Origin of the sequence: uncultured Shewanella sp., assembly GCF_947501225.1 — a bacterium.
In the GTDB taxonomy this organism is placed as follows: domain Bacteria; phylum Pseudomonadota; class Gammaproteobacteria; order Enterobacterales; family Shewanellaceae; genus Shewanella.
Window position 1 is genome coordinate 25267 of record NZ_CANMUW010000018.1, and the last position, 21286, is coordinate 46552.

The 21286-nt window shown below is 49.3% G+C and carries 20 protein-coding genes and 1 pseudogene; 8 read left to right on the plus strand and 13 right to left on the minus strand.

What is annotated here, in order from left to right; translation table 11 throughout:
• Nucleotides 1–50: 50 nt before the first annotated feature.
• The 3 genes from Q1B47_RS18940 (at nt 51) to Q1B47_RS18950 (ending at nt 4463) form a co-directional block, all read left to right on the plus strand.
• On the plus strand, nt 51–1136 hold the full coding sequence (locus Q1B47_RS18940; protein ID WP_299797290.1) for a M28 family peptidase: 1086 nt from the start codon (nt 51–53) through the stop codon (nt 1134–1136).
• Between the two features lie 236 nt (nt 1137–1372).
• Nucleotides 1373–3187, plus strand: a complete 1815-nt coding sequence (locus tag Q1B47_RS18945) for a DEAD/DEAH box helicase (RefSeq protein WP_299797293.1) — start codon at nt 1373–1375, stop codon at nt 3185–3187.
• Between the two features lie 319 nt (nt 3188–3506).
• Nucleotides 3507–4463 carry a hypothetical protein gene (locus Q1B47_RS18950; RefSeq protein WP_299797296.1) on the plus strand — a complete coding sequence of 319 codons (957 nt, stop codon included), beginning with the start codon at nt 3507–3509 and terminating at the stop codon, nt 4461–4463.
• Between the two features lie 67 nt (nt 4464–4530).
• Here the strand turns inward: Q1B47_RS18950 and Q1B47_RS18955 are convergent, their stop codons facing one another.
• A complete protein-coding gene (locus Q1B47_RS18955; protein WP_299797299.1) occupies nt 4531–5073 on the minus strand; it encodes a VOC family protein in 543 nt (180 codons plus the stop codon).
• A 190-nt stretch (nt 5074–5263) separates the two neighbouring features.
• Here Q1B47_RS18955 and Q1B47_RS18960 point away from each other — a divergent pair, with 190 nt between their 5' ends.
• On the plus strand, nt 5264–5755 hold the full coding sequence (locus Q1B47_RS18960; protein WP_299797302.1) for a MarR family winged helix-turn-helix transcriptional regulator: 492 nt from the start codon (nt 5264–5266) through the stop codon (nt 5753–5755).
• On the opposite strand, the gene Q1B47_RS18965 is transcribed toward Q1B47_RS18960, so the two are convergent.
• Both Q1B47_RS18965 and Q1B47_RS18970 read right to left on the minus strand, forming a co-directional pair.
• Complete coding sequence (locus tag Q1B47_RS18965; RefSeq protein WP_299797305.1) at nt 5752–6162, minus strand: hypothetical protein; 411 nt, start codon at nt 6160–6162, stop codon at nt 5752–5754. The two genes, Q1B47_RS18960 and Q1B47_RS18965, sit on opposite strands and share 4 nt — an antisense overlap.
• A gap of 156 nt (nt 6163–6318) precedes the next feature.
• Nucleotides 6319–7449, minus strand: a complete 1131-nt coding sequence (locus Q1B47_RS18970) for an NAD(P)/FAD-dependent oxidoreductase (protein ID WP_299797308.1) — start codon at nt 7447–7449, stop codon at nt 6319–6321.
• A 348-nt stretch (nt 7450–7797) separates the two neighbouring features.
• Here Q1B47_RS18970 and Q1B47_RS18975 point away from each other — a divergent pair, with 348 nt between their 5' ends.
• Both Q1B47_RS18975 and Q1B47_RS18980 read left to right on the plus strand, forming a co-directional pair.
• A complete protein-coding gene (locus Q1B47_RS18975) occupies nt 7798–8205 on the plus strand; it encodes a hypothetical protein (RefSeq protein WP_299797311.1) in 408 nt (135 codons plus the stop codon).
• 303 nt (nt 8206–8508) lie between these two features.
• Nucleotides 8509–9327 carry a tetratricopeptide repeat protein gene (locus Q1B47_RS18980; RefSeq protein WP_299797314.1) on the plus strand — a complete coding sequence of 273 codons (819 nt, stop codon included), beginning with the start codon at nt 8509–8511 and terminating at the stop codon, nt 9325–9327.
• Between the two features lie 59 nt (nt 9328–9386).
• Here Q1B47_RS18980 and Q1B47_RS18985 read toward each other — a convergent pair whose 3' ends face one another.
• The 7 genes and pseudogenes from Q1B47_RS18985 to metB form a co-directional block, all read right to left on the minus strand.
• Complete coding sequence (locus tag Q1B47_RS18985; protein ID WP_299797317.1) at nt 9387–10256, minus strand: PIG-L deacetylase family protein; 870 nt, start codon at nt 10254–10256, stop codon at nt 9387–9389.
• Between the two features lie 136 nt (nt 10257–10392).
• Complete coding sequence (locus Q1B47_RS18990) at nt 10393–10620, minus strand: cysteine-rich CWC family protein (protein WP_299797320.1); 228 nt, start codon at nt 10618–10620, stop codon at nt 10393–10395.
• 99 nt (nt 10621–10719) lie between these two features.
• The gene (locus Q1B47_RS18995) at nt 10720–11088 is read right to left on the minus strand and encodes a hypothetical protein (RefSeq protein WP_299797323.1); all 369 of its coding nucleotides are present in this window, start codon (nt 11086–11088) and stop codon (nt 10720–10722) included.
• 335 nt (nt 11089–11423) lie between these two features.
• Nucleotides 11424–11537: pseudogene (locus Q1B47_RS19000) on the minus strand (methylenetetrahydrofolate reductase); the annotation flags it as partial.
• A gap of 33 nt (nt 11538–11570) precedes the next feature.
• On the minus strand, nt 11571–12461 hold the full coding sequence (gene metF, locus Q1B47_RS19005) for a methylenetetrahydrofolate reductase (protein WP_299797326.1): 891 nt from the start codon (nt 12459–12461) through the stop codon (nt 11571–11573).
• 883 nt (nt 12462–13344) lie between these two features.
• Complete coding sequence (locus tag Q1B47_RS19010; protein ID WP_299797328.1) at nt 13345–15738, minus strand: bifunctional aspartate kinase/homoserine dehydrogenase II; 2394 nt, start codon at nt 15736–15738, stop codon at nt 13345–13347.
• 12 nt (nt 15739–15750) lie between these two features.
• Entirely contained in the window at nt 15751–16911 is a 1161-nt protein-coding gene (metB, locus tag Q1B47_RS19015; RefSeq protein WP_299797330.1) for a cystathionine gamma-synthase, read from the minus strand.
• 233 nt (nt 16912–17144) lie between these two features.
• Between metB and metJ the strand changes: the two genes are divergently transcribed.
• Both metJ and Q1B47_RS19025 read left to right on the plus strand, forming a co-directional pair.
• Entirely contained in the window at nt 17145–17459 is a 315-nt protein-coding gene (metJ, locus tag Q1B47_RS19020) for a met regulon transcriptional regulator MetJ (protein WP_299797332.1), read from the plus strand.
• A gap of 132 nt (nt 17460–17591) precedes the next feature.
• Nucleotides 17592–18326, plus strand: a complete 735-nt coding sequence (locus Q1B47_RS19025) for a sulfite exporter TauE/SafE family protein (protein WP_299797334.1) — start codon at nt 17592–17594, stop codon at nt 18324–18326.
• A gap of 130 nt (nt 18327–18456) precedes the next feature.
• Here the strand turns inward: Q1B47_RS19025 and traF are convergent, their stop codons facing one another.
• From traF to Q1B47_RS19040, 3 genes are all read right to left on the minus strand, one after another.
• Nucleotides 18457–19539 (minus strand): conjugal transfer protein TraF, encoded by a 1083-nt coding sequence (traF, locus tag Q1B47_RS19030; protein ID WP_299797337.1) that lies wholly within the window; start codon nt 19537–19539, stop codon nt 18457–18459.
• 225 nt (nt 19540–19764) lie between these two features.
• Complete coding sequence (nrfD, locus tag Q1B47_RS19035) at nt 19765–20706, minus strand: NrfD/PsrC family molybdoenzyme membrane anchor subunit (protein ID WP_299797340.1); 942 nt, start codon at nt 20704–20706, stop codon at nt 19765–19767.
• On the minus strand, nt 20703–21275 hold the full coding sequence (locus Q1B47_RS19040) for a 4Fe-4S dicluster domain-containing protein (protein ID WP_299797343.1): 573 nt from the start codon (nt 21273–21275) through the stop codon (nt 20703–20705). The genes nrfD and Q1B47_RS19040 overlap by 4 nt, the downstream gene beginning before the upstream one ends.
• Between the last annotated feature and the right edge of the window lie 11 nt (nt 21276–21286).

Genomic DNA, 21286 nt, shown 5'->3' on the forward strand with positions numbered 1-21286 from the left:
CTAATCATAATCCCTTGTCATTCCCGCTCATCTGCTGTTAGCTTGTCTCTATGACCATAAAAAAAGTTGAACCTATGGTGTTGCACAGAGACTCGACGCTATCCATAGAGAATTGTTCAGGCCGGGTTAACAGGGAGACTCACCTGCTGCTGACCTTGGGGCTTCTCATGCTCACTCTGTTGTGCGGATGTACAAGCAGTAACACTCCATGTAAAACCCAGCTTACCCCGGACTGGGCCAGCCGAAGTGAGCTCAGAAACGACATAGAGCAGCTAACTTCGCCTGCACTTGAAGGGAGCAAAACCGGAACCCGCGGCGCCGAGCTGAGCCGGGAGTATATCTCGCAGCGGTTTAGCCAAATAGGGCTCACCTCCTGGGAACAGCCTCCCGGAGACGGTGACAAACCCGGCTACTCCCACCCCTTCAACTATGACTATCAATTTGGCCGTCGTGAAGGAGTAAATCTGGTCGGAGTGTTAAAATCCCCGACCCCCAACGATCGCTGGCGTATCGTCGTCGCCCATTATGATCATTTAGGAAAAAAAGCGGGCAAGGTACACCCGGGAGCCGATGATAACGCTTCCGGCGTCGCCGCCATGCTGCAGCTCGCGGCTCATAGCGCCTCAGAAGGGGAAGACGGCGAACAGATAAATTATATGTTTGTGGCAACCGATGCCGAGGAGCCAGGGCTTTTCGGAGGCTATGCACTGGCAGAGAAGCTCAATGATCCGAACTCGAACCCCAATAGCAAGCAGATTGAACTGGCAATCAATATGGATATGATCGGCAGACCCGGCCGCCCCTATGCGATCTATCTGGAGGGAAGAAGAGGCTTTAAACATTTTAAGCTGATCCAACAACGGCTCTCGAACGAAACAGGGCTATGCATCAAGGCTAATCACCCCAGAAATCGTGGCCGGGAAGTGAGTCGTGTCGATTGGCTCAGGGCATCGGATCATTACCCTTTACACAGGGTCGGGATCCCCTGGCTATACTTCGGAGTGCCACCCCATAAGGACTACCACGCTCCCACCGATACCAGTGAAAAAATAGATCTTAATTTTCTGGCGGCTGTGACTGAATCAGCCTATCAACTGCTGATAATTAACAGTTTACTGCTCCAAAATGCGCAATAATGTCAATAAACAGTTATTTTTTTAACAAGATAACTAACTGATAAAAAACTATTCTTTGAAAATTTTAGCTGATTACCGGCTGAAAACCCCAATATTAATTGGTAATACCAATTGCACCCTGCTATAATAACTGGCTTACTGATAAAATTTCGGTGCGGGAAGTCGACACGGGGTTGATTTTCTGTCTATAAACCCAGCACATTTTTTGTGCTCGTAATTCCACAAGGCTACAACCCATGTCATCCAGTGAAAAAACTTTCCGCGAACTCGGTCTTGCCGAGCCTTTGTTGCGTGCTCTTGACGAACTAGGCTACGAGAAGCCTACACCTATTCAGGCTGCCAGTATCGATCCTCTGATGGCCGATAAGGACATTTTAGGTCAGGCACAGACAGGTACAGGTAAAACGGGGGCCTTCGCACTGCCTCTGCTTAACAGCATAGATCCAACGACCAATGCGCCACAGATCCTGGTTCTTGCTCCAACCCGCGAACTAGCCGTTCAGGTTGCTGAGGCCTTTGCCAGCTACTCTAAATTTATGAAGGGTCTGCATGTACTGCCTATCTATGGTGGTCAAAGCATGCATCAACAACTCAACGCCCTAAGACGTGGCCCGCAGATCATCGTTGGTACACCGGGCCGTGTTATGGACCATATGCGCCGCGGTACACTTAAGCTTGCCACACTAAAAGCTATGGTACTGGACGAAGCCGATGAGATGCTCAAGATGGGCTTCATCGATGATATCGAATGGATCCTAGAGCACACTCCACAGGAGCGTCAGCTGGCCCTCTTCTCTGCGACTATGCCAGAGCAAATCAAGCGTGTTGCCAACAAATATCTGGATAACCCGGTTCACGTTAAGATTGCCGCAACCCAAACAACAGTTGAAACCATCGAACAGCGTTTCGTTCAAGTTTCACAGCACAACAAGCTGGAAGCACTTGTTCGTGTTTTAGAGGTTGAAAATACCGAAGGTATCATCATCTTCGTTCGAACCCGTAACAGCTGTGTTGAGTTAGCCGAGAAGTTAGAGGCACGCGGTTACGCCTCATCTCCGCTTCACGGTGACATGAACCAACAAGCGCGTGAGCGCGCCGTTGAACAACTAAAACGCGGCAAGTTAGATATCCTGATCGCTACCGACGTCGCCGCTCGTGGTCTCGATGTTGAGCGTATCGGACACGTTGTTAACTACGATATCCCATATGACACCGAAGCTTACGTTCACCGTATCGGCCGTACGGGTCGTGCGGGTCGTACCGGTATGGCGATCCTTTTCGTTACACACAGAGAGATGCGTATGCTACGCACCATCGAGCGTGCAACCAAGAGCCGTATCTCGCCGATGAATGTCCCCAGCCCGGAGACGGTAACAGAGCGTCGTCTCTCTCGCTTAGGTGAGCAGGTTGCCGATATCATCAGCAAAGACTCACTGGACTTCATGAAAGGTGCCGTAGCTCAACTTTGTCAGCAGTTAGAAGTCGATACCGACATTCTTGCGGCGGCACTGCTACAGCAGGTTCAGAAAGAGCGTCCACTACAGTTGCCGGCCATCAACGAGCGTCAACGCGACAGCCGTGATGAGCGTAACTCTCGCGAGCGCGGTACACGCGGTGAGCGTGGCCGTCGTGATTCACGCCCGACCCCGGCTAACCTGGGTAAGGCCGATTCACTGAAAGATAACCCTGACGTTAAGATGTGTCGCTATATTATAGATGTAGGTCGTGACAATGGCGTAGGTGTGGGTAACATCGTTGGTGCCGTTGCTAATGAAGCTAACATCGACAGCCGTTATATCGGTCAGATCCAGCTGTTCGATCAGATCACCGCGATCGACCTGCCTGACGGAATGCCGAAAGATGTGCTGCAGCACCTTAAGAAGGTACGCGTCTGTGGCAGACCTCTGAATATCCGCGAAGCCGAGGGGGCTGAGCTTCCTTCCGGTGACAGCCGTCCGCCGCGCCGCCCGCGCAGAAGCTCCGGCGATCGTCGCCCGTCCGGTGAAAGAAGGTCACACCGTAAAGGCAATTCATCGAAAGATGGCGAGTAATTAATTGCCGCAACACCGAGCCTAACGATTAGCCCGGTGAGTAGAGAAAAAGGAGCCTGAGGCTCCTTTTTTTATGCCTGTCGATCAGCTTTATACCACTCAAGCCTGTCTGCTCTTCAGCAACAGACTGGTGTACACACAGATGGCACACCTTTAACACACAGGAAAAACAGCTAAATAACAGCCAGCACCTGACCATAACAAACTGATAACCAGTACATTTTGTAACAGGAGCCGGATCACACTCCCTCCCGCCGAAGCGCGATCCTTCTTAACAAGATTAATAAAATCGCACCTCTTCCCTCTCAGGCTCACAACTATGCTGAAGTTTAATCAAGTCGTTCGTCAGCGTATCGGCAATATGATGATGCAATACCTGCTCATCGACACCTCTAAACCTGTCGTTGTTACCTTTGCACCGGGTTGTGAAGCCATTGATGAAAAAGCCTTGGATGAGAGCAAGCCCCTATGGGGGTTCAACCTACTTACTGAACATAAGATAAACACCATCTCATTTGTTCATATAGGGGAGAATAACTATTACCAGTGCCGTGACTTTGACGCCTTCATCGAAATGCTGGGAGCTGAGTTGAGCCGCTTTCCCCATAGAGTTGGCTATGGGGTGAGTCGTGGCGGGTTTGCAACCTCTCTCTATGCCGACCATTTAAGGCTGGATAGAGCCCTCCTTCTGATGCCCTTGAGCACATACGATAATAATATTGCTCCATGGGACCCAAAGGTGCAGCAAGCCACCAGAAACTCCTCTCTTGCAACAACAAACCGGGACGCCTCCATATGCACGACTCCACTCACAGTTGTTTATGATCCCCTATATAGACCAGACAGATTACATATCGAGCGCTACTCCTGCGTCGTGTGTAGATTGAAACTTGCCGGGGTGGGTCACAGGATCCCCAGAGCGCTGCAGGATATGAAAATATTGAAGAAGCTGGTACTGGATTATATCGATAACAAGCTAGATACTCGCAGCTTTCCTGAACTGATTCGGGAGCGGAGAATGCTGTCTTACTACTACCGAAACCTGCTCAGTAACCCGACACAAAAATTAACCGCGAAACGCAGGTTCATTCTCTATTCTCATAGATTACGAGTACAACTGGCAAATATGGAGGGTGAGCCCGAAAGAGTTGCACGCCGGATGAAGCAGAGCCTGTACAAACGAAAGTACCTATTTGAGTGCTGCCACAATCAACTACAGCAGGTTATCGCAGAGAGGCAGTTACTCCTCTCCGCGGCGATGGTGTTTTGTTTATGAGAACTCTGGTTAAGAGTAAAAGACATAGTTGCAGCCCAACAGGAGACGCACCGGTGTCAATTACACTCTACTTACCACTGAATTGCTCTTCGTGTAGCCAGGCTGCGTGTTTAGGGGCTTTCTTGGTTCTTGACCACTCTTCCAACATGGCGGGCCCTACCTTCTTCAGCTCGGCAAACTGACCCGGAGTCCCTGTCACACAGGTCAGCTCCAGTCGATGACCACTGGGATCGAAGAAGTAGATAGACTCTATGATGCCATGCTTGGTAATACCGAGAACGTCGACCCCCTTCGCCTCAAGCTCCGCCTTCGCCTCTACCAGGGCATCACGATCTTTGACTCTGAATGCGATATGTTGCACCCATTCAGGTGTATTTCTGTCACGATCCATCTTTGGAGAGTTAGGCAGTTCAAAGAAGGCTAAAATATTGCCGTTACCCGCGTCCAGAAACAGGTGCATATAGGGGTCAGGCTCTTGTGTTGAAGGCACTTTATCTTCGGCAATGGCAACCAGGAACTCCATGTTGAGTTTATCTTTGTAGAACTCGACCGTCTCTTTTGCATCGTTACAGCGATAAGCCACATGATGTATCTGCTCAATATTAATCATACCGAATCCAACTCCAACAAATATAGTAACAGGTGTTACTAACTTTACTCCTGTTTATCCGACAGGTCAATATATCCACAACTCAGGTCAGATTCAGAGTATCAAAATAAACCAGCGAGTCACATATCGTGCCAGCTTGAAGCTAATGGCATATACTCGATAACCTAACTCATTACGGGGCAGACTTTTTATGGCAGCAGACAAGCCTGAGGCGCGGCAGAGCCTGGATGTCAGTTTAGATATGGATAACTTTTTTCCCTATCAGCTGACACAACTGCAATCGAGTGTGAGCGATAATATTGCCCAGATCTACACGGGTCACTTTGAACTCAGCCGCCATGAATGGCGAATCGTGGCCGTACTCGGCACAGGGAAGGCACTATCGGCGAAATGCATCGGCGGCATGATAAATCTCGAGAAGATGCAAACCAGCCGCGCCATTGCCAAGATGATGGCTAAGCATTTAATCACTAAGGTTGAAGACAGGAGTGATAAACGCTCCTCTCTGTTAAAGCTCACTCCCAAAGGGCTAAGTTTGCACCGGGAGCTGGCACCTATGGTGTTAGCAAGAGAGCAGGCCCTGTTATCCGCTCTCACCACTGAGGAGCGAGCTCAACTCAAGCAGATAATGGATAAGCTCTTCACCCAATCCAGGGCGATTCAGACACAAGACCCGGATTAAGTACCCGCAAGAAAAACTAAGGCATAGATACAGATAAGCAGGATGGCTGACACCAGACAACGCCTCCTAGACTCATGCCCGTCGGAGTTAAGCAGGCTTGGAAACAGTAGAAAATTGAATGGATTAAACAGATTCTGATAGCAAAAAACTGCAATACCGAATCTCCTGCCTCTCTTAACCATCTGATAAAAGTAGTAACAGAATCGTCCGAAGAGAAAGGGAAGGCTAATAAACATCACAAGAGATATTGCCATCTCGATTCCGGACAGGTGGACATCTAACTGAAAAAGGTGGCTGACTCCCCCGGTTACGGAAACAACAAACCCAACGGTGACCAATGTTGAAAACAGCAGGAAGAGTAAACAGGAACTTATCAACTTATATAGATCGATACTGATATTACGCATACCGGGCCTCAAACTCTTCGAAAAAAAATCATCAATATCTTATCCGTAAGAGCGCTCCCTATTGTCCTGCTCCCCTAAATTTAGTACATCAAATTACTGATGATCTGAATTAATCGTAAATTAAGGTGTTTTCAGTAAGCCCATAAAGTGTCAGCCTCATGGCTGCCCGATACCCAGCTCATCGGCCACATAACGAGCGATAGCAAGGCTGGCCGTGAGACCCGGTGACTCTATACCATACAAATTTACCAGCCCTTGAAGGCCATGTTCAGCCGCTCCCTGGATCTGAAAGTCTCTGAAACTATCTCCCGGTCCCTGTAATTTGGGACGGATACCGGAGTAAGCAGGCTCTAGCCTTTCCGGATCTATATTAGGAAAATAGCTTCTTATCGATTCAACAAAGCGGCTTTTAAGCGATGGAGAAACACGATAATCCGGCTCACTGCAAGAGGCTATATATTGAGTATCCGGGCCAAACTTCAATTGACCGCCCATATCGAGAGTCGCATGTATACCGAGTCCGGCACCGACCCTCTCGGGGACGGGATATACCAGACGATCGAATGGAGAACTTCCACGGTAAGAGAAGTAGTGACCCCGGCACCAATAGAGCCCGGGGATTAGCCCTGCGGGCACTCCCTCTATCCGCCCGGCAACCTTTGTGCAATATAAACCGGCACTGTTAATGAGATAGCGGCAATTCAAGGCCATGACCTCTCCATCGGCATCCAGAGTGACTTCGAATCCCCCCTGTTCAGCCTTGGCACGAATAAACGCTGTCCGCCTTGCCAGCACTGCCCCGTTTAGCTCCGCTTCAGCCAGCAGGCTGACCATATAGGCATGACTATCGATTATCCCGGTCGAGGGGGACAGTAGTGCGGCGCAGCCACGCAGCTGCGGTGAAAATCGCTGAAGTTGCCGCCCGGAAAGCCAGACAAGATCCTGGACTCCATTCATACCAGCCCTATGCTTCAGCTCTTCGAGATAGGTTTCCTGCTGCGGGTTTTGAGCCACAATTAATTTACCAACGGGCTTAAAGGGGATATTTCTCTGTCGGCAATACTCATACAGCCAATGCCTGCCAGAGACACACGTTGCTGCCTTCAAGCTTCCTGGAGGATAGTAGATCCCGGCATGGATCACTTCGCTGTTTCTGCTGCTGGTCTCCTCACCGAATCCAGGGTTCTTGTCAATAACAAGGACACTGTTGAGGCTTTGGCTTAACCTTGCTGCTACAGCCAGCCCGACCACACCGGCCCCGACCACTATCGCATCTACACTTTCCATAAAAGCACCCGTAATTGGAGACTGAAACTAAAGATGATTGAGTATGCCAGGGAGCAGAATTCAGATATTAATACCCAACCGATAGTTCAACTAAAAGTTTGACAAAGCCGAGATAAATCTACGCCTGACAACATATCAACACACTAACTTAACTACAACTAACTAAACAATTTAAAACAAAGAGATACAAAGAAAACACTGCTCCTGTAAATTGTCACTATTTGCTATATTTTCATGCTATTGTATTTTTTTAAACGACCAATTGATTCTTATTTTTTGCAGCTTTTCCAAACCTGTTCTACGTTTAAAGGGCGCTAAAATAATTAGAATAATTAACAGGAAGATATTATGCATAAGTTCAGTTTTGGCTGTTCGGTCGAACTTTTAACCAATAATATTGCTCAGGTAACGATCGAACCTAATGTAGAGGTCACACTCGAAATGTTGGGGGAATTTGATGAATATATGGCTAAAGTATTCAATCACGACTTTGCCCTACTCATTAATAAACAAAATAATTACAGCTACGCCTATGAAACCCTGCTGTGTATGGGCTCTCAGGAGAATCTGAAAGCGACAGCTGTGGTCTATTATGATGACAATGACGCCAATCTCCCCCCACACTTCATGGAGATGCGCCAGGTTGATCGTCTCAACATTCAGCTATTCCCGGGAGCAAAAACCGGTACTAAGAAGGCACTGAACTGGCTCGAACATCAGCTATGCGCAGAAAAAAGAGTCGAGCTTTCATATTAAAAAAACATAACCGAATAGAGTCAACTCTACTATCGAGCATGCACTCCGAGACAACCGGGAGCGGAGAGTGATATTCAGTTACCGTGCAATTATGCGCTTGTATGCCTCCCGGCATTTGCCCCTTTATCTTTCCCGCTCTTCAAGACTAACGCCAGTTAGAGAGAGCGACTGACCATTAAGCTCCATTGCGGGCAGGCTCCAAAACCCCTCCTCAATTTTTCAGTCAGATAAGTAATATTTGTAATAATTAGCAATACCTGATGCACATAGATGTCTAAATTTTATACTTTCAAGGATAAGAAAGTGAACAAGATAATTTCAGGAATTATTTTTATAGCCGTCAACCTCCTCGCCATAACAACTACGGCCGCCAACCAACTGGAACCCTGTGCTACTGCCGAGTGCCAGGAATACTTCAAAGCCTACAAAATATTGACTAAAAGAGGGCACTCAGAAGCTATGGCTACACTCGCGGAGCTATACTATGCAGGTTACGGGACGACTAAGGATAATGAACAAGCACTTAAGTGGTTTCGTCGTTCGGCTAAATTCGGCATCGTCTCGGCTCAATATAAAGCGGGTGTACTCTACCTTCAGAATTCAGACTTTCAGGATATAGACAGGGGAGTAAGCCTGCTTAAAAGGGCAACTAAGGCCGACTTTTCACCGGCATCACTGGTGCTTGGAAAGCTCTATTTGGGGGGCCACCTGGTAGAGCGAGACTATGAAGAGGCTGATATCTGGTTATCGCAGGCATACCAGTTAAATAATCCGGAAATACTCTCTATCATAGATGAGTTAAAGGGCACCTCGGAGCTCTCAAATTTACCAGCTCTTTCCGCTCTCACTAAGTCTGAACATAATCAGCTTGCGCCAGCATTTTCCTCCCCTACCGGTGAGATGGAGACCATAGTGGTCACGGCGCCAGATTATACTGCATATTTTGATGATGAAATCGCACGTCTGAACTCGTCCATCCCCGATACATCCAGTGGGACAGGCTCAAAGATTCGGGGGAAAACCTGTGCAGTCCTGTGGGGATGTAGCACTGAAACTGATCCTGAACGAATCAGAGACTTTTTACTCTCCGACTGGGGTAACGCAGCTATACAATTCAGGTAATACCTGCGGTAAAATTGACAAAGAATCATCTGGGTAGCTGTGATATCAAAGAGTCAGTATCACTTTAAAAGCCCTATGATAACGGTTCGACTCTGCTCATCGGCAGTGATAATCTCCTCCTGAGAGTCAGAGTCGGCATAGTCTGAAAAGGCCTGGATCATGGTAGGAGTAAATTGAGTTCTGTGACTTGCCATCGCCTCCACTCTCAAACTCCTATACTCAGAGACATCGACCCTAATAGTGACTGCAGCGTCCTCCATCGGCATGGCGACCTCGTAATCAAGGTCAAATTTATTGGCCGACATTGCTAAGCTTCCCGCTCTGGAATAAGAGACTCCGAAGTAACCGGCTAGTTGATTAAAATGGGCTGAGACTATCTGATTCAGAGTTTTATGATCTTGATTATCCGTTATCCCCCCCTCTGTAAATGTGATAACTGCGACAGGCTTTTCACGCTCAACCAAACTGGTCAGTCGTTCGACAACCTCTTGAGGATATTGATTGAGTTCACCATCGGGGAAACGTAGAAACTGCGGCTTCTCAAGGCCTAATATATGGGAGGCGGCCATAGCCTCCAGCTCTCTGACCCCGGCTAACTCAGCCCCTGATAACCCTTGCCCTGAGTGGTCGCTACCGGCCTCTCCTGAGGTGGCGTATACCGGAAAGACGCTTACCCCATGACGGGCAAATTTCGCTAAGGTACCCGAGATCCAGGTCTCATCATCCGGATGAGCAAACAGCGCTATAACAGAGGGCTGAACTGCCGCATCCCCTATCGGCTCCATACTATGGCTTCCACCGTATTGTATTCCCCCTCTCTCGAACTGGCAGCCGGCTAGGGTTAAAAGAAGAGTGAGAAGTATCAGAGTCGAGTAACGCCCTTCGCCCATAGTTCCCTCACTTTCATCGGGTAAACAGTATACAAGCATGCCTGTCCAAGCATAGTTAACATCGGGGCAATAAACCAAACAGCAATCACTCCCCCTATCCCGGAGGAGGTTCTTATCACGGGTATATGAAGTGAAAAATGAACTCTCTACTGAGTGAGACCAAAGCCAGGCTTTGTCAATCCAGCCTCTTTAGCCCCAATTCAGCCTCCTCTTTTAACTTAGCGACACAGCTTTGACAGATACATGCCTTGGGCTCCAAAGCCTCTCCCTTAACCGCCTCTTTTGCAGGAAAGCTGGTGTGGTTGCACCAGCAAGCTTCGAGCTCCTTTCCCAGAGTGACAGCGCAGGAGTTTTGCCCCAAACAGAGGGGACAGATTTGAGCTTGTTTTTGTTTATGAGTCATAACTACGCATATCCCGGGTCATTTGCTCAAACTCCGCCAAAAGAATAATCCCAACCTTGTTGAGTTTAGCATTTCATTGCTTGAGGGTTAGATAACAAGCTACAGGCTATCGAAATCGACACGATAGGCTAAGGCCCTGCACTCCAGGAAGTCACTGCAACTGATATTGAGGCGATGATCGACACACTCCATGATCACCACACCATTACCGCCCAACCGCTGAGTCTTATACTTTAGCTCACCGAGCAGGAGTGACTCGGTAGGCTTAGGCTGGGTCGGTCTGGTCCTGCAATAGGAGGAAACGACCTTTCCCAGAGATTCGGCTTTGTATCGCTGAATTTCAGCTATGGAGTACTCTTCAACCTTATAGGTTTTCAGAGCCTCATCCACACTTGGGGTAGTATTCAACCTGATTCCATTACATGCGGACAGAGAGAGCAGCAAAAAAAATGTCACTAAAAACTTCATCAAATTCATCCTTAAATTTACCTGATTAATCCATAGGGCTCATGAGTATATAGCAACAAAGTGGTCTCACTAAATAGGCTCTATACTCGAACGTCCATAAGCCATCATAGAGAAGCAGCAGCCACTGTTCAACTTATGCACAGCTCCCCCCCCCTGAATCATGGCTAAATCTCACTTCATATTACTGCACCGCTGACTGTATTCGGGATAAAAAAAATGCCCCACCGATAAGGCAGGGCATAGCTTTTAACTCATAGTTTTTAACTCATAGCTCGTAGCTATAATCTTCTGAACATTCGCGGCTAAAGCCGCTCCTACACTTACCGCTTATAACTTTACTTGGGGCGAACCCCTAAGGTATGACAGATGGCATAGGTTAGCTCCGCTCGGTTCAGGGTATAAAAATGAAAGTCCTTCACCCCTTCACGGGACAAGACTTAAACCATATCGGATACCTGAAACGTTGGCCTTCACAACCATCATTACCTCACAGGGCGAACCCCTAAGGTATGACAGATAGCATAGGTGAGCTCGGCGCGGTTCAGGGTGTAGAAATGGAAATCCTTCACCCCTTCACGGGACAAGACTTTCACCATATCGATCGCTACGTTAGCCCCCACCATCTGACGTGTCGTCGGATCGTCATCCAAACCTTCAAACTGTTTATGCAACCAAGCGGGAATCGACACATTGGTCATGCCGGCAAAACGCTTAAGTTGCTTAAAGTTGGTCACAGGTAAGATGCCCGGCACAATTTCAACATCGATACCCGCTGCGACACAACGGTCACGGAACCTCAGGTAGGACTCGACGTCGAAGAAAAACTGGGTGATGGCCCGATTAGCACCGGCATCAATTTTCCTCTTGAGGTTAATCAGGTCTGCCTGGGCATTTGGCGCATCGGGATGTACTTCCGGGTAAGCCGCAACTGAGATATCGAAGTCGGCGACAGAGCGCAGTAATCGCACCAGGTCGTTGGCAAACCGGGTTGGCTTAGGGCTGCCCTCCGGCAGGTCACCACGCAGTGCTACGATATCCCTGATCCCCGAGTTCCAATAGTGCTTGGCAAGCTCTTTGAGCTCTTCATCGCTGGCATCGACCAGGGTGAGATGAGGCGCAGCAACGAGGTCGGTCTCCTTCTGAATTCGCTCTATAACACCATGGGTACGATCACGCACACCAGAGTTAGCGCCATAAGTGACTGAGACAAATTTTGGATTAAGCGGTTCGAGGCGACGAATAGAGTTCCATAGAATTTTCTCCATCTCTGGGGTTGCCGGAGGGAAGAACTCAAAAGAAACGTTAATATCGCCATTCACCTCAGCCAGGCTCTGGTTTAGCGATGTAGCATGTTGTGCATGATGAAAACCCATTTCTATTCCCTCTACGACTCTGCTATCTGTGATCTGCCTTCTATAACCTGCTCACCGTTTTCGGGTGAGAGGCAAAACCCGTCTAGACGTTTGGACGTCTATACATCCATATTAGAGAAACTTCGGTCTAAGTCAATAGCAAATAGCGTACTAAATACAATTAATACCAAACAGTATAAGAAAGTGATCTACTCAGAGTTATTTTTGGCCAACTAATTCAAGGCGAATAGATGATGCAATGGTGATCCCTTGTGAAGCTATTCAACGAAGAAGTAGGCAGCCCAAAAACACTCCTGAAAGGCGAGTTTTAGCGCTTCTTATGCTGCGTTAACGAGTTTAAGCGTAGAACAACTATGCTCTTCACTCGCTGCGAGCAACATGGATGTTGCAAATGTCATTTAAGCAGGAGCAATTAATGACCTTGCCTCAAAAGCGCTAAACTCTCGCTGAGCGATCACATCTTTATACTGATTGGTATAAGATAGTTCTTAGAAAGGAGGAGCGCGACTCTGTCGCTGAAAGATGGTTGACAAACACATTCGGAGACGGGCTTCACCCTGCGAGGGTGTAGCAAAGCAGCTAAGAGGTAAGGACATGACTTCGTCGCTGAAGGACGATTAAGAGCGGCACGGGTTCGGTAAGAAGCGCCTACCGGAATAGGCTTCGCCCGCGAGGGCGCAGCAAAGCTGTTAAGAGATAAGGACGCGACTTCGTCGCTAAAGGACGGCTCAAGAACGCCTACAAGTTCGGCAAAAAGCACCTCCCGGGCTGGGCTTCGCCCTGCGAGGACGCAGCAAAGCTGCTACGAGGAAAGCTTTCGAAGCGTAGCGCCCCCGAAGCAGAGCGCCGTCGAAACCTAACACCTCGAAGAGAAACACCCTTTTTACTCCTGCAACAGGTCCCTACAGATCTGTGCCAGATCCGACTGAACTGCTGCCGCAGTCACTTCCCTTCCTGCACCCGGGCCTCGTATGATGAGAGGGTTATCCTGATAGAATGCACTACGGATCACAAAGACATTATCGCCCGGAGTCAGATTCGCGTAGGCATGCTCACGATCGACCCATTGAATGCCTACAGCTGCCTTCAACTGTCCCTCAACCAGATCCAGCCCGGCCACGTAACGAAGTACTTTATCCTGCTCAGCAGCCGCCTGAAACTGACGTAACATCTCGCCATCGAGCTCATTGATTCGCTCAAGAAACTGCTCCAACGGAATTTCGGCTAATTCTGCAGGTACTAATGAGTTAAGCTCAATATCTTCAAGTTCTATCTGATGACCAATCTCACGGGCCAGTATCAGTAACTTACGCTGCATATCGCGGCCGGAAAGATCATCACGAGGATCAGGCTCGGTAATACCTAAGCCTTTGGCTTCCAGAACCAACTCAGAGAAAGGTTTGTTGGCATCATAGTTTTCAAATAACCAGCAGAGTGTTCCCGAAAATATGCCACCAACGGCCTCAACTCTATCACCGCTGTTGTGCAGATCGTTCAGAGCGTGTTGCACCGGTAATCCCGCTCCACAGCTGGCGTTATAACGCCAAAACAGTCTGCGATTACCCAGCTGTAGTTTCAACTCACGGTAGAAGGCCAACGGGCCCGAACCGGCCAGCTTATTGGCACTGACCACATGAATACCGCGGGCAAAAAACTCAGGATATTGAAGAGTCAGATCTGCACTGGCACTGATATCCAGAGCGACTATCTCATCGCACTCCAGTGCCTGGAGCTGCTCGAACAGATGGTCATACAGCCAGGGAGTCGCTTGCTGATCAAACTCCTGCTTCCATGAACTTAAACCTATCCCCTCCTCCTTCAACAAGGCCTTCTTCGAACTCAGTAGACCAACCAGTTCGACACTGGCCTCCAGCTCTTTGTTCAAGGTTGTACGTGCATGAATAAACAGATCGACCCAGGCCTCTCCGATATTTCCAACACCCAGTAAAAGCACCCCTATGCGCTTGCGCGGACCGGCGCAACGACGATGTACTTTCTGGGTCAACAGGTTTATCTGGCTACTTGGCACCAGAGTTACCAGGCTCAAGCCATCGTTATGTAGAGGACGTGCATCACGGCTTAATAAGCGCGCGAAACCACGGCGGTAGAGATTCGCATCGGCACTCACCAGGGCGACCAGGCCAAGATCTTCACGTAAGCGGATATCCGCCACACCTAATCGTTCGCCTTCATGCTCGAGTATCGACTGCACCTGTTTACTGTTCTCGTGAGTGAAGGCGAGTTCGACTCGCTTATGAGCCAGCTTCCAATGAGCTAACGGGATCAGTCCCGCCTCAGCCAAAAGATCGATCACCTTAGAGAGATCACAACTCAATCTGAAGTTAAACAGTGACACAGTAGGCAAATTCGTGACAACCGGCGCACTGGCCGACGAGCTCTTAGGTGCTATCAGGGTAAAATCGGTATGGGATGCATAGCTCGAACGTACCGCCAGACTGACATCGGTATCGAACAGAGGCTGCAGGGAGCGATTATGCAGCACCGGCGAGCCCAAATGAGCCAGACGGTTAGCCTCATCCAGGGAGAGGCTCTTAAGCAGCTTAGCATCGTTGATCTTATTGGGGTCTGCGTTGAACACCCCCTCAACATCGGTCCAGATCGTCACTCTGTCGATATCGGCAAGGCTGGCAATCAGGGTCGCACTATAATCTGAACCATTACGACCAAGGAGCAGAGTCTCCCCCTGGCTGTTAGCACAGATGAAGCCCGTGATAATCAAACGTTCATTGGCCTGCTCTGTCACCAGGCTTTGGACTCTGGCGCGGGACTCCTCCAGCCTTATCTGGGGAACGGCGCCCTCGTCGGCCAGCAGCAAGGTTCTCGAATCGACATCGCTCGCCGCGACCCCGGACTCTCTCAACAGTGCTGCCAACAGGCGCGCCGACCAACGCTCACCAAAGCTGACCACTTCACTGCGCTTATATTCATTCAACTCATCGAGTGAGAAGAGACTGATCAGCTGGTATTTGTCAATCGACAGACGTTCTCTTAAGCTTCTCGCCTGCTCATTGGAGAGCAGCTGCTCAATTAAATTTTGCTGAAAACTGATCAAGACCTGCAGCTCTTCCTGCCAGAGCTGGGCCGTATCTTTTAACTCTAATAACTTATAGAGAAAGTTAGTGCTCTTACCTGCGGCGGAGACTACGACAAGATCGTCGCTATTGCCGTGAGTGAGAAGGATATGAGCCACACGGCGGTAACAGTCGGCATCCGCCAGGCTTGAACCACCAAATTTATGCAAATGACAACGCGCCATTTCAAACTCCTATTAACAGGCTAATGCCGCAGCAAGTCCTGCTTGTATATCAGCAACTAAATCATCCGCATCTTCAATACCTACAGAAAGACGGATAAGGGTATCTTTCACCCCGGCTTCGGCCCGAGCCTCTGGCTCCATTGCTCTATGGGTCATTGTCGCAGGAACCGCGACTAAACTCTCTACTCCACCTAAACTTTCTGCGACAGAGAACACGCTAAGTTTCCCCAGGAAGGCGACCAACTCAGCCTCTCCCCCCTTAAGCTCGAAACTCAACATCGCCCCGAAGCCCTTTTGTTGTTTCGCCGCGATCTCGTGACCGGGATGCTCTTTTAACCCCGGGTAATATACTTTTTCAACGGCACTACTGCCGCTTAGCACCTCCAGCACTCTTTCGGCATTCGCCTGATGCTCACGAATACGCACGGCAAGAGTGCGGATACCACGCAGTGTCATGTAGCTGTCGAAGGCCGACCCGGTCAAGCCTAATGTATTAGACCACCAGTGCAACAACTCGCCCAACTCCTCATCTTTGGCTACGACGGCCCCACCGACGACATCGCTGTGTCCGTTGATATATTTAGTCGTGGAGTGGATAACGATATCGGCTCCGAGCAGCAGCGGCTGCTGCAGGACAGGCGAAAGGAAAGTGTTATCGACAACCACCAGAGCATCGACGGCATGACTCGCTCTGGCGATAGCCTCGATATCCACCACACGTAACAAGGGGTTCGAAGGTGTCTCGAGCCAGACCATCTTGGGCCGCTGTGCTATAACCTTTTTCAGGGCTGATTCATCGGTCTGATCGACGACAGCCAGCTTAAACTGGCCCTTCCTGGCTAAATTGGTAAACAGACGATAGCTGCCACCATAACAGTCATGGGGAACGACCAGCAGGTCATCCGGACCCAACAGACTCGTCACCAGGGTGATTGCGGCCATTCCTGTACAGGTCACCACTCCCGTGGCCCCCTTTTCTAATCCGGCAATAGCATCGCCTAAGATCGAGCGAGTCGGATTACCTGAGCGACTGTAATCAAACTCACGTGGATTAGTGTGTCCATCAAAAGAGTAATTAGTAGAAAGGTAGATGGGTGGCACGACCGCACCATGCTGAGTATCAGACTCAATCCCTTGACGCACTGCAATTGTGGCTAACTTACGTTCGGTCATCAACATCTCCTAAACTATTTACTGGACATCATACTTCATTTCCATCGACACAAATAGATGTCTGGACGTCTAAATGTACCTAAGGTGGAAGCCATCGTCAACAAATTATAGCCATTTAGACGTCCAAACATATGGAAATCTATTTGCAATTGTCGCAAATACGAGGCAATAATTTGACTGTACAAATTAAAGGGTTAAAATCTGCCCCGAATTTTGAATTTACAGGTGAGTCAATGACTGAGTGGAATGGCGATTATATCAGCCCATATGCAGAACACGGCAAGAAGAATGAACAGGTAAAGAAGATTACCGTTTCAATTCCCTTGAAAGTGCTTAAGGTACTGACAGATGAGCGTACGCGTCGTCAGGTCAATAACCTGCGCCACGCAACCAACAGCGAACTCCTATGTGAAGCATTTTTGCATGCTTATACGGGCCAGCCACTGCCCAATGATCAAGATCTGTCCAAAGATAAACCCGACAGCATCCCTGCGGAAGTGAAACGCCTGATGGATGAGATGGGAATCGAGTGGGAAGATGTAGAGTAACACTCACTCTTGTTCAGTCAATTTCAGGGATCGCCAGGCGATCCCTGTTTGTTTCCGCCACTCACCATTTCATCCTGTGCTTCGGCTGTTAGTGACTCATACTGACTACAGGCTTAACCGAGAGAAGAAGCCGTGTTTTCTATCATAGAGCCAACCACCTTACTCTTAGCCTCAGCCATCATCTTCTTTGGTGCCCTGACCCAGAGCCTTATCGGTTTCGGACTGGCGGTTGTCGCCGCGCCACTGCTCTATATCGTCGATCCACAACTTGTTCCGGCTCCCGTTATCTTCATGGGATTCTCTATCTCACTGCTGACCCTGTTCAGGGAGCGTCGTGCGCTGGAGTTCAACGGGCTGCAATATGCTTTGCTGGGTCGAGTCCCCGGCGGTTTTCTTGGGGCTGCGCTATTGCTGTTTGCCCCCCAGCCCATACTGGGACTGGCAATCGCCGGGATCGTTGTCGCTGCCGTTATTCTCAGCCTGATGAAGTTTAACCTGCGTGTGAATCGCAAAACCCTGTTTGCTGCCGGCTTCCTATCGGGGATATTCGGTAACATCGCCGCCATAGGCGGACCGCCGATGGCGATACTGCTATCGGGCAAAGACGCCAGGCAGTTCAGGGCCGCCCTGTCGGCCTTCTTTATCTTCAGCTCCACCATAGCACTGCTGATCTTAGCCGTAACAGGCCTGCTCACATTTCAGCATCTGTGGTTATCCTTGATGTTACTGCCGTCGGTGATCTTAGCTTATCTTGTCTCGGGGCGCTTAATTGGTCATATAGATAAAAAGAGAATCAGAAAAATGACCCTGCTGCTCTGCTCAGCAAGTGCCTTACTGCTGACGATCAAATCGATAGCGGAATTATAAGAAGCCGTAAGCGGTAAGCAAGAGTAACTCTTCGTCTGTTGCCATTCTGAATTTATTTCAGAATCCAGCGTTTCACTCTCTGACTTAAAACATGAAAATAGCTTGACCCTATCTTTAACTCATCGCTTCTTCAGAAATGATAAGAGGTTTTAAGCACTCCGCCTATGGCATCATCACTGCCGACTAAACCGGTAAAGTCGAGAGAGAATGTCCGGCCGAGTGCCACTCCTGTGCCTAACGAGTAGATACTCTCCCGCTTGTCGTTCAGTTCGTGTCGATAACCCAGATGCAGCGCCAACCAATCGGTCGCTTGCAGCTCTCCTCTGAATCGCCAATATTGAGTACCCGCAGCCTCATCGAAACGTTTGATGGGATTAAGATCGACATCCGTCTTAATGCTCAGTCTATGCCAGTCATAGGCGATGCCCGCAGCAAACTTGGGATCGATCCGGTAATTAAAGGCTCGCCCCTGAGACTCTGCCGTTTCCAGCTCTTTAGTAATTAGATCCCGTCCTGACATAGCAACCACTAACCCCTCAAACGGCTCCATGGCAATACCGATATCAAGGTTGAATGTTGCCTCATCATTTCGATAGGTGGCAGCATCGAGTTCGGCTGGTGCCAAGTCACTGACCGATGCCCCATAGTCATTAATCTGTGCAGCATAGTTATAGGTATCAATCTTTTGCAACTTCGGAGAGACACCGACAGATATCGGCATATTGACAATCGATAGGGGGAGGCTCATGGCCACACCGTACTCTGAAACTTCACCGGCGGCCATTACCCCTTGAGAGTCGAGCTCCATCACCATCCGCGGCTCGACTGGCGACGGTGCCAGCATCTCTGCAGACTTCCCTATCTCAACGTCGAAGCCTATGGTGTCAATGTGGGTATTATTGAAGCTCCTAATTGAAACAAGGTGATCTGCAACCACCATAGTGACTGGCTGTTGCTCACTCACTGCCACTCCCGGTGAAAATTCCTCCCTGCGACCACCAGCACCGGAAAAGGATAAAGAGGAATCACTGAATGCTATGGAGTCAGATGTAAACAGGGCCGGATTGATAAAAGCGGTTGCCTCATCATTTAGTGAAACGACTCGCATAGCCTCTTCCACCTTTCCCATAGACTCACCGGCTCGCTGCTCAGCAAGGGATGAGGAGAAGGGGAAAAACAAGAAATAGCACAACGCCAGTTTGAACAGTTTCATCCATTCGGCCTTTTCGGTTTTTATTGTTATCTGCGGGTCATCATTCTCAATTAAAGATAGTCTATGGATGGAAATAGTGTAGGTATAAAAATTAGATTTTATCTATGGTTTCCCAGCTTATCTCAAACCTCCTCTCACCAAGTGTCGACCCCAAAAAGCCCGAAACCGGCAGGTTTCGGGCTAAAACAACACTTTGCAGAGACGTTGTTTGGGGATGGATTACAGCTAGTAGATGTAACTCTGTCCGGCGTAAAGAATAAAGTGACGCAATGCCAATACCCCGGTTAAACCAGAGCAAGCCACCATCAACATAGCCCCTTTAGTATGACGTGTAGCTGCAGGCATCAGCATAGAGACCAGAGGAATGCCGAAACCTATGCCAACAACACCGATCCAGAATACCCCGGCCCACACTCCTGTTGTGAGTGATGCCAGCGCCGCAGCCGCCGCACCACCTTTGAAGTACAGGGCACAGAACAACATGAACAGGAACATTATCTCGGTGGCCATCACAGGTAACTCAAGGCCATGCATACGTTTCAGCTCATTATCATGGTTATCGACTTTGAACATCAACAGTGCAACCACAGCGTTCGCAGCAGCACCGGCCGATAGTCCCGAGACCAGGAACAGTGCCGGCAGTACTGCCGTATTGAGCATAGGGTAAGCATTCATTGCCGAGATAAGGAAGCCCGTGTATGCACCGACACCGATAGCCAGTATAAACAGTAGTACCTCAATCGCCTTACGCCACTCCAGCAGCATCTGTGCAACCGGAACCAGGAAGCCCAGTCCCCATTTAGGCAGGTCGTGACGCAGAACTATCAGTCCGTAGGCGATGCCTAAGGGTGTGTAGGCCAAAAGCGCCAGCACACCAAGTGCCATCACAGACTGGAAGTTATAGTTAACCAAAATAACCCAGAAGTGGAATGGCTTAGTCAAATCGAACACCAGACAAGCCAGACCTAAGATTATCGCCACCGGGCCTATGATTGCCGCCGCCTTAAGGATCGGGCTCTCCGTAAGCTTGTCTTTACTGTACCAGCGCATGCCGATACCGATCAGAACACTACCGGCCGACAGGCCTGCCATAAACAGATAAACTGCGATGACCCAGTTCCATGTGACCGGATCGTATTGGGCCATATCTCCCCACATATTGTTCATGACTCTATCCCCCCTCTCTTAGTCGGAATGCGATAGACCCTGGGCTTAGTACCGAGATGGGTCTTATCCTGATAACTGGGCTTAGTATTAAGTAGCTTAGCAACTTCACTATCGGCATCATTGGCATCGCCGAATGTCAGTGCATCGGTCGGACAAACGGTGACGCAGGCCGGTAACTCACCACGAGCCAGGCGGGTGTCCTTACAGAAGTTACACTTATCTGTGGCCTTAGTTTCCGGGTTGACGAAACGTACCTTGTAGGGACACGCGGCGACACAATACATACAGCCGACACACTTATCCTCTTTAATGGTCACGATACCGTCCTCACCGACATAGGCGGCTCCGGTCGGGCAGACCTTAACGCAGGGCGCATCTTCACACTGCTGGCACGATACCCTGTGATACTTAAAGTGCAGGTTTGGTGCCTCTCCAAATGGCCCTTCCACCCTGACTTGTAATCGGGTCACCCCTTCCGGGGTCCCATTTTCACTGCGACACGCCACATTACAGGCCTGGCAGCCGATGCACTTATTCTCATCGTGCACCATCACATAACGTTTACTCATAACTGCCTCCG

What these genes read in the sequence shown, in the direction of transcription:
- Q1B47_RS18940 (WP_299797290.1), top strand. Translation starts at nt 51, where the DNA reads ATGACCATAAAAAAAGTTGAACCTATGGTGTTGCACAGAGACTCGACG.
- Q1B47_RS18945 (WP_299797293.1), top strand. Translation starts at nt 1,373, where the DNA reads ATGTCATCCAGTGAAAAAACTTTCCGCGAACTCGGTCTTGCCGAGCCT.
- Q1B47_RS18950 (WP_299797296.1), top strand. Translation starts at nt 3,507, where the DNA reads ATGCTGAAGTTTAATCAAGTCGTTCGTCAGCGTATCGGCAATATGATG.
- Q1B47_RS18955 (WP_299797299.1), bottom strand. Translation starts at nt 5,073, where the DNA reads ATGATTAATATTGAGCAGATACATCATGTGGCTTATCGCTGTAACGAT.
- Q1B47_RS18960 (WP_299797302.1), top strand. Translation starts at nt 5,264, where the DNA reads ATGGCAGCAGACAAGCCTGAGGCGCGGCAGAGCCTGGATGTCAGTTTA.
- Q1B47_RS18965 (WP_299797305.1), bottom strand. Translation starts at nt 6,162, where the DNA reads ATGCGTAATATCAGTATCGATCTATATAAGTTGATAAGTTCCTGTTTA.
- Q1B47_RS18970 (WP_299797308.1), bottom strand. Translation starts at nt 7,449, where the DNA reads ATGGAAAGTGTAGATGCGATAGTGGTCGGGGCCGGTGTGGTCGGGCTG.
- Q1B47_RS18975 (WP_299797311.1), top strand. Translation starts at nt 7,798, where the DNA reads ATGCATAAGTTCAGTTTTGGCTGTTCGGTCGAACTTTTAACCAATAAT.
- Q1B47_RS18985 (WP_299797317.1), bottom strand. Translation starts at nt 10,256, where the DNA reads ATGCTTGTATACTGTTTACCCGATGAAAGTGAGGGAACTATGGGCGAA.
- Q1B47_RS18990 (WP_299797320.1), bottom strand. Translation starts at nt 10,620, where the DNA reads ATGACTCATAAACAAAAACAAGCTCAAATCTGTCCCCTCTGTTTGGGG.
- Q1B47_RS18995 (WP_299797323.1), bottom strand. Translation starts at nt 11,088, where the DNA reads ATGAAGTTTTTAGTGACATTTTTTTTGCTGCTCTCTCTGTCCGCATGT.
- metF (WP_299797326.1), bottom strand. Translation starts at nt 12,461, where the DNA reads ATGGGTTTTCATCATGCACAACATGCTACATCGCTAAACCAGAGCCTG.
- Q1B47_RS19010 (WP_299797328.1), bottom strand. Translation starts at nt 15,738, where the DNA reads ATGGCGCGTTGTCATTTGCATAAATTTGGTGGTTCAAGCCTGGCGGAT.
- metB (WP_299797330.1), bottom strand. Translation starts at nt 16,911, where the DNA reads ATGACCGAACGTAAGTTAGCCACAATTGCAGTGCGTCAAGGGATTGAG.
- metJ (WP_299797332.1), top strand. Translation starts at nt 17,145, where the DNA reads ATGACTGAGTGGAATGGCGATTATATCAGCCCATATGCAGAACACGGC.
- traF (WP_299797337.1), bottom strand. Translation starts at nt 19,539, where the DNA reads ATGAAACTGTTCAAACTGGCGTTGTGCTATTTCTTGTTTTTCCCCTTC.
- nrfD (WP_299797340.1), bottom strand. Translation starts at nt 20,706, where the DNA reads ATGAACAATATGTGGGGAGATATGGCCCAATACGATCCGGTCACATGG.
- Q1B47_RS19040 (WP_299797343.1), bottom strand. Translation starts at nt 21,275, where the DNA reads ATGAGTAAACGTTATGTGATGGTGCACGATGAGAATAAGTGCATCGGC.